We start from the raw sequence: 6,952 nt of genomic DNA, 5'->3' as shown, positions 1-6,952 counted from the left end.
AGGACGAGCGCCGTTCAGGCGCGATACGGGGTCCGGGGCGGAGCCCCGAACCGGGGGTGCAGGGGGCGCAGCCCCCTGCGGGGGTCCGAGGGGCGCAGCCCCTCAAAGGGGGTCTGGGGCGGAGCCCCCAGGGCCTGAACCCTTCAACCCCCGTCACGGGCGGGAGGGCGGGCAAGATGCCCGGGGTCTGGGGCACAGCCCCAGGGGGCCCGGAACCCACCAACCCCGGGTCACGGGTGGGCGGGCGGGCAAACCCCCAGGGCCCCGGGGTGGCATGCTGGGGGCATGGATGGGAAAGCGGGCGCGGAGCGGCCCCGACCCCTGCGCGCGGACGCGAGGCGCAACCACGACCGCCTCCTGGCCACGGCCAGAACCGCCTTCGCGGAGCGCGGCACGGACACCTCCCTGGAGGACGTGGCCCGCACCGCAGGCGTGGGCATCGGCACCCTGTACCGGCACTTCCCCACCCGGCAGGCCCTGCTGAGCGCGGTGTTCCAGAGCGAGGTGGACGTACTGCTCGCCCGCTCAAGGGAGTTGCTGGACGCCGAGCAGTCCTGCACCGCGCTGATCGAGTGGCTGCGCGCGATCATCACGCACGCGGGCCTGTACCGGGGTCTGGCCCGCGCCCTCATGTCGGCCTCGGGCGACGCGAGTTCGGCCCTGGCCCGGTGCAGCGAGCCGATGCGGGAGGCGGGCGACGCCCTGCTCGTACGGGCTCGGGAAGCCGGTTCCGTACGTGCCGACGTCACCATCGCCGACCTCCTCCAGCTGACCAACGCCATCGCGCTGGCCGCCGAACAGTCCCCGGAGGACCCGGAGTTGGCCGACCGGCTGCTCGCCCTCACCTACCGGGGCCTGAGGGGCTAGGACCTGTCCGGCGGATCTCGCCCGGGACGGCACCGCACGGCCGGGGGCGCTCGACGGCGACCAGATCCGCCGGACAGACCCTAGCGCCGCCGCATGTCCGCGACCCGCGCCCGTTCGCCCGGCCCCTGCGGCTCGCCCATCGCCGCCGCACTGCGCAACTGCGGTCCCGCGCCGGGGGCGTGGGTGCGGCGCTGGCCGGGCAGGGGCATGTCGCGGCGGGGCTGGCGGCCGGGGGCGGGTTCGCCGGCCGGGGCGCCCGCGACGCCCGCGACGGCGATCTGCACCCCCTGGTCGGCGAGGGCCTGCAACTCGGTGGCGGCACGGTCGTCGTGGCCCGGCGGCTCGTCGGTGACGAGGCGCGTGATCACGTCGGTCGGCACCGTCTGGAACATGGTGTCGGTGCCGAGCTTGGTGTGGTCGGCGAGGACCACGACCTCGGCGGCGGCCTGCACCAGGGCGCGGTCCACGCTCGCGGAGAGCATGTTGGACGTGGAAAGACCGCGCTCGGCCGTCAGACCGCTGCCCGACAGGAAGGCGCGGGACACCCGCAGACCCTGGAGGGACTGCTCGGCCCCACTGCCCACCAGGGCGTAGTTGGAGCCACGCAGGGTGCCTCCGGTCATGACGACTTCGACCCGGTTGGCATGGGCCAACGCCTGTGCCACCAGAAGGGAGTTGGTGACGACGGTCAGTCCGGGGATCCGCGCGAGCCGGCGGGCCAGCTCCTGCGTGGTCGTCCCCGCGCCGACCACGATGGCCTCGCCCTCTTCGACGAGACCGGCGGCGAGGTCGGCGATGGCCGTCTTCTCCGCGGTGGCTAGATGGGATTTCTGCGGGAAGCCGGATTCCCGGGTGAAGCCACCCGGCAGCACCGCACCGCCGTGCCGGCGGTCGAGGAGTCCTTCGGCCTCAAGGGCCCGCACGTCCCGCCGTACGGTCACTTCGGAGGTCTGGACGACACGGGCGAGCTCACGGAGCGAAACCGCCCCGTTGGCGCGCACCATTTCGAGGATCAATTGGCGACGTTCTGCAGCGAACACGAAACTGACAGTAACTTGGGCGGCCGAATGTTTTCAGCAGTTTGCGCCGAATAACAGAAGGTGCACTCAAAGGGGGTCGTCGAGTGGTATATGCCTGGCCGTAACCTCCAGGACACCGTGCTCCACTCGCCAACCCCCCGCCCCACCAGGGGAGTTACGCCTCTCCGGCCTTCTTGCGGGTGTGCAGCTGACGGGCCACTTCGGCGATCGAGCCGGACAGCGACGGGTACACGGTGAACGCATTCGCGATCTGCTCGACCGTCAGATTGTTGTCGACGGCGATCGAGATCGGATGGATCAGTTCACTGGCGCGCGGCGCGACGACACAGCCGCCCACGATGATGCCGGTGCCCGGACGGCAGAAGATCTTGACGAAGCCGTCCCGGATGCCCTGCATCTTGGCGCGCGGGTTGCGCAGCAGCGGGAGCTTCACGACCCGGGCGTCGATCTTGCCCGCGTCCACGTCGGCCTGGGTGTAGCCGACGGTGGCGATCTCGGGGTCGGTGAAGACGTTGGAGGAGACCGTCTTCAGGTTCAGCGGGGCCACCGCGTCACCGAGGAAGTGGTACATGGCGATGCGGCCCTGCATGGCGGCGACCGAGGCGAGCGCGAAGATGCCGGTCACGTCGCCGGCCGCGTACACGCCGGGGGCGGAGGTGCGCGAGACCTTGTCGGTCCAGATGTGGCCGGACTCCTTGAGGCGTACGCCCGACTCCTCAAGACCCATGTTCGCGGTGTTGGGGATCGCGCCGACGGCCATCAGGCAGTGGCTGCCGCTGATGACCCGGCCGTCGGAGAGGGTGACCTCGACGCGGTCGCCGACGCGCTTGGCGGACTCGGCGCGTGAGCGGGCCATGACGTTCATGCCGCGGCGGCGGAACACGTCCTCCAGGACGGCCGCCGCGTCCGGGTCCTCGCCGGGCAGCACGCGGTCGCGGGACGAGACGAGGGTGACCTTGGAACCGAGCGCCTGGTAGGCGCCCGCGAACTCGGCGCCGGTGACGCCGGAGCCGACCACGATGAGCTCCTCGGGCAGCTCGTCCAGGTCGTACACCTGCGTCCAGTTGAGGATCCGCTCGCCGTCGGGCTGCGCGTCGGGCAGCTCGCGCGGGCTGCCGCCGGTGGCGATCAGGACGGCCTCGGCGGTGAGCATCTCCTCGGTGCCGTCGGCGGCCGTCACGATCACGTCGCGGGTGCCGTCGATGCCCTGGGGCCCGGCGAGCCGGCCACGGCCGCGCATGACGCGGGCGCCCGCGCGCGTCACGGAGGCGGTGATGTCGTGGGACTGGGCGAGCGCGAGGCGCTTGACGCGTCGGTTGACCTTGCCGAGGTCCACGCCGACGACGCGCGCGGACTGCTCCTCGGGAGGCGTGTCGTCGGCGACGAGGATGCCCAACTCCTCGTACGAAGAGTCGAAGGTGGTCATCACCTCGGCCGTCGCGATCAGGGTCTTCGACGGCACGCAGTCGGTGAGCACCGACGCCCCGCCCAGACCGTCGCAGTCCACGACGGTCACCTCCGCGCCGAGCTGGGCGCCCACCAGGGCCGCCTCGTATCCGCCCGGTCCGCCACCGATGATCACGATCCGCGTCACGAAAAAGTCCGCCTCGTAGTGTCGATCCCGGCCTGCCTGCCCGCCCGGCCGGGGGTCCGGGGCGGGGCCCCGGGGGAACGCAGTACGTACTTCATTGTCCCGCACGCTTCAAGTGTCTTCGCCCCGGGGGCGCCATTCGGCCGCCGTGGCGGGATGCGGAGGGCGCCCGGCGGTGACGGGCGGCGCGAACTGCCCCGGTGGGCCACTGTCGTACCCTCGACACCATGTCGCTCTACGCCGCGTACGCCGGCAACCTGGATCCGCGGCTGATGACCCGCCGCGCCCCGCACTCTCCGCTGCGCGGCACCGGCTGGCTCAACGGCTGGCGCCTGACGTTCGGCGGGGAGCAGATGGGCTGGGAGGGCGCCCTCGCGACGATCGTCGAGGCACCCCGCTCCCAGGTCTTCGTCGCCCTCTACGACATCGCGCCGCTCGACGAGGAGTCGATGGACCGGTGGGAGGGGGTCGGGCTCGACATCTACCGCCGGATGCGGGTGCGGGTGCACACGCTGGACGGCGAGGAGGCGGCCTGGCTCTACGTCCTGAACGGGTACGAGGGCGGTCTGCCCTCGGCCCGTTACCTGGGCGAGCTGGCCGACGCGGCGGAGTCCGCGGGCGCTCCGCACGACTACGTGATGGAGCTGCGCAAGCGCCCCTGCTGAACACCACCCGGCCGTCCTGCTGAGCCCCGCTCCAGGTCGGGCGCGTCCGGTGGCGCCCCCGTGACCGCGCTTTCGTGCGAAGCCACAAACGGATCCGGCAGGTCCGTTATCCTGCACATCTACGCGCGTAGGACTTCAGCGGTTACGCTCGTGCGCGTACATCTTCTTTACCGGGGGAAAACCCCCGGACCCGGCCGGACAGTCACCGGGCGGGACGACGTTCCTTCGCGAGGCGAGAGACTCAGTGAACGCATCTGCCACCCCGGACCTGCTCCAGGACGACCCCTACGCCGCCGCCGGCGCCGCCGCCACGCGCCTGCGCGAGCTCACCGGCGCCGAGACCCACGACGTCGCCCTGGTGATGGGCTCCGGCTGGGCGCCGGCCGTCGACGCCCTCGGCGCCCCCGAGGCCGAGTTCCCCGTGACCGAACTGCCGGGCTTCCCCGCGCCGGCCGTCCAGGGCCACGGCGGCAAGATCCGCTCGTACAAGATCGGCGACAAGCGCGTCCTGGTCTTCCTCGGCCGCACCCACTTCTACGAGGGCCGCGGTGTCGCCTCCGTCTCGCACGGCGTGCGCACCGCCGTCGCCGCCGGCTGCAAGACCGTCGTCCTGACCAACGGCTGCGGCGGTCTGCGCGAGGGCATGCGCCCGGGCCAGCCGGTCCTGATCAGCGACCACATCAACCTGACGGCCACCTCGCCGATCATCGGCGCCAACTTCGTGGACCTCACCGACCTGTACTCGCCGCGCCTGCGCGCGCTGTGCAAGGAGGTCGACGCGTCGCTGGAGGAGGGCGTCTACGTCCAGTTCCCCGGCCCGCACTACGAGACCCCGGCCGAGATCAACATGGTCCGCGTGCTCGGCGGCGACCTGGTCGGCATGTCGACCGTGCTCGAAGCCATCGCCGCCCGCGAGGCCGGCGCCGAGGTCCTCGGGATCTCGCTGGTCACCAACCTCGCCGCCGGCCTGACCGGCGAGCCGCTCAACCACGAAGAGGTGCTCCAGGCGGGCCGCGACTCGGCGGCGCGCATGGGCGAGCTGCTCACGCGGGTACTCGACCGCATCTGATCCCTTCCCGCCCCTTCTCGCGAAAGGCTGACAACGTGACGCAGGACCTGATCGCGCGGGCCGAGGCCTGGCTGGCCGAGGACCCCGACAGTGAGACCCGCGAAGAGCTGGCCAAGCTCATCGAGAGCGCGGACGTCGAGGAGCTGGCCGCGCGGTTCAGCGGCACGCTTCAGTTCGGCACCGCCGGGCTGCGCGGCGAGCTGGGCGCCGGGCCGATGCGGATGAACCGTTCGGTCGTCATCCGGGCCGCCGCCGGCCTCGCCGCGTACCTGAAGGCGAAGGGCCAGGGCGACGGGCTCGTCGTCATCGGCTACGACGCCCGCTACAAGTCCGCGGACTTCGCGCGGGACACGGCGGCCGTCATGGTCGGCGCCGGCCTGAAGGCCACGGTCCTCCCCCGGCCGCTGCCGACGCCCGTACTCGCCTACGCCATAAGGCACTTGGGCGCCGTCGCGGGCGTCGAGGTGACGGCCAGCCACAACCCGCCGCGGGACAACGGCTACAAGGTGTACCTCGGCGACGGCTCGCAGATCGTGCCGCCGGCGGACGCGGAGATCGCCGCCGAGATCGACGCGGTCGCGTCCCTGCACGACGTGCCCCGGCCGGAGAGCGGCTGGGAAGTGCTCGGCGAAGAGGTCCTGGACGCCTATCTGGCGCGTACGGACGCGGTCCTGACCGAGGGCTCGCCCCGCACCGCGAACGTCGTCTACACGGCGATGCACGGCGTCGGCAAGGACGTGCTGCTCGCCGCGTTCGCGCGGGCCGGGTTCCCGGAGCCGGTGCTGGTCGCCGAACAGGCCGAGCCCGACCCGGCGTTCCCGACCGTCGCCTTCCCCAACCCGGAGGAGCCGGGCGCGATGGACCTGGCGTTCGCCACGGCCCGCCGCACCGACCCCGACATCGTGCTCGCCAACGACCCGGACGCCGACCGCTGCGCGGCCGCGGTCAAGGGCCGCGACGGCGAGTGGCGGATGCTGCGCGGCGACGAGGTCGGCGCGCTGCTCGCCGCCCACCTGGTCTCCAAGGGCGCGACCGGCGTGTTCGCCGAGTCGATCGTGTCGTCCTCGCTGCTCGGCCGCATCGCCGAGGCGGCCGGGCTCGGCTACGAGGAGACGCTCACCGGGTTCAAGTGGATCGCCCGCGTGGACGGTCTCCGCTACGGCTACGAGGAGGCGCTCGGCTACTGCGTCGACCCCGAGGGCGTGCGCGACAAGGACGGCATCACGGCCGCCCTGGTCTTCGCCGAGCTCGCCTCCGTCCTCAAGGAGCAGGGCCGCACGGTCCTGGACCTGCTGGACGAGCTGGCGCTCGCGCACGGCCTGCACGCCACCGACCAGCTGTCGGTCCGCGTGGAGGACCTGACGGTCATCTCCGACGCGATGGCGCGGCTGCGCGAGCAGCCGCCGACCTCTCTCGCCGGCCTCGCCGTCACCAAGGCGGAGGACCTGACGGAGGGCACCGAGCAGCTGCCGCCCACCGACGGTCTGCGCTACTACCTGGAGGGCGCCCGGGTGATCGTCCGCCCGAGCGGCACCGAGCCCAAGCTCAAGTGCTACCTGGAGGTCGTCGTGCCGGTCGGCTCCGCCGAGGAGCTGGACGCGGCCCGCGCCAAGGGCGCCGAGCTGCTCGCCGGCATCAAGAAGGACCTCGCGGCGGCCGCCGGTATCTGACGGTTGGTCAGCGTGGGCTCGACGCGGGCTCGACGCGGCAAAGAAGCCGG

Annotated in this window: 6 protein-coding genes; 4 read left to right on the top strand and 2 right to left on the bottom strand. The window is 72.4% G+C overall.

All coding sequences use genetic code 11. From position 1 onward, the window contains the following. Positions 1-285: 285 nt before the first annotated feature. Positions 286-867 carry a TetR/AcrR family transcriptional regulator gene (locus ACFYNP_RS20730; RefSeq protein ID WP_388787005.1) on the top strand — a complete coding sequence of 194 codons (582 nt, stop codon included), beginning with the start codon at positions 286-288 and terminating at the stop codon, positions 865-867. An 80-nt stretch (positions 868-947) separates the two neighbouring features. On the opposite strand, the gene ACFYNP_RS20725 is transcribed toward ACFYNP_RS20730, so the two are convergent. Beyond that, a complete protein-coding gene (locus ACFYNP_RS20725) occupies positions 948-1,907 on the bottom strand; it encodes a DeoR/GlpR family DNA-binding transcription regulator (RefSeq protein WP_388406041.1) in 960 nt (319 codons plus the stop codon). Between the two features lie 154 nt (positions 1,908-2,061). Continuing rightward, positions 2,062-3,501, bottom strand: coding sequence for an NAD(P)H-quinone dehydrogenase (locus ACFYNP_RS20720; RefSeq protein WP_386035978.1), 1,440 nt, complete (start codon positions 3,499-3,501; stop codon positions 2,062-2,064). A gap of 224 nt (positions 3,502-3,725) precedes the next feature. On the opposite strand from ACFYNP_RS20720, the gene ACFYNP_RS20715 reads away from it, so the two are divergent. From ACFYNP_RS20715 to ACFYNP_RS20705, 3 genes are all read left to right on the top strand, one after another. Beyond that, complete coding sequence (locus ACFYNP_RS20715; protein WP_100575073.1) at positions 3,726-4,163, top strand: gamma-glutamylcyclotransferase; 438 nt, start codon at positions 3,726-3,728, stop codon at positions 4,161-4,163. A 244-nt stretch (positions 4,164-4,407) separates the two neighbouring features. After that, positions 4,408-5,232, top strand: coding sequence for a purine-nucleoside phosphorylase (locus tag ACFYNP_RS20710; RefSeq protein ID WP_388406037.1), 825 nt, complete (start codon positions 4,408-4,410; stop codon positions 5,230-5,232). A gap of 35 nt (positions 5,233-5,267) precedes the next feature. Continuing rightward, positions 5,268-6,902 (top strand): phospho-sugar mutase, encoded by a 1,635-nt coding sequence (locus ACFYNP_RS20705; protein WP_388787002.1) that lies wholly within the window; start codon positions 5,268-5,270, stop codon positions 6,900-6,902. The last annotated feature ends 50 nt before the right edge of the window (positions 6,903-6,952 follow it).

The sequence above is a fragment of the Streptomyces sp. NPDC006691 genome (assembly GCF_042869955.1).
Taxonomy (GTDB): domain Bacteria; phylum Actinomycetota; class Actinomycetes; order Streptomycetales; family Streptomycetaceae; genus Streptomyces.
The sequence above is the reverse complement of the archived record's forward strand: the minus strand, read 5'-3'. Positions and strand labels throughout refer to the sequence as shown.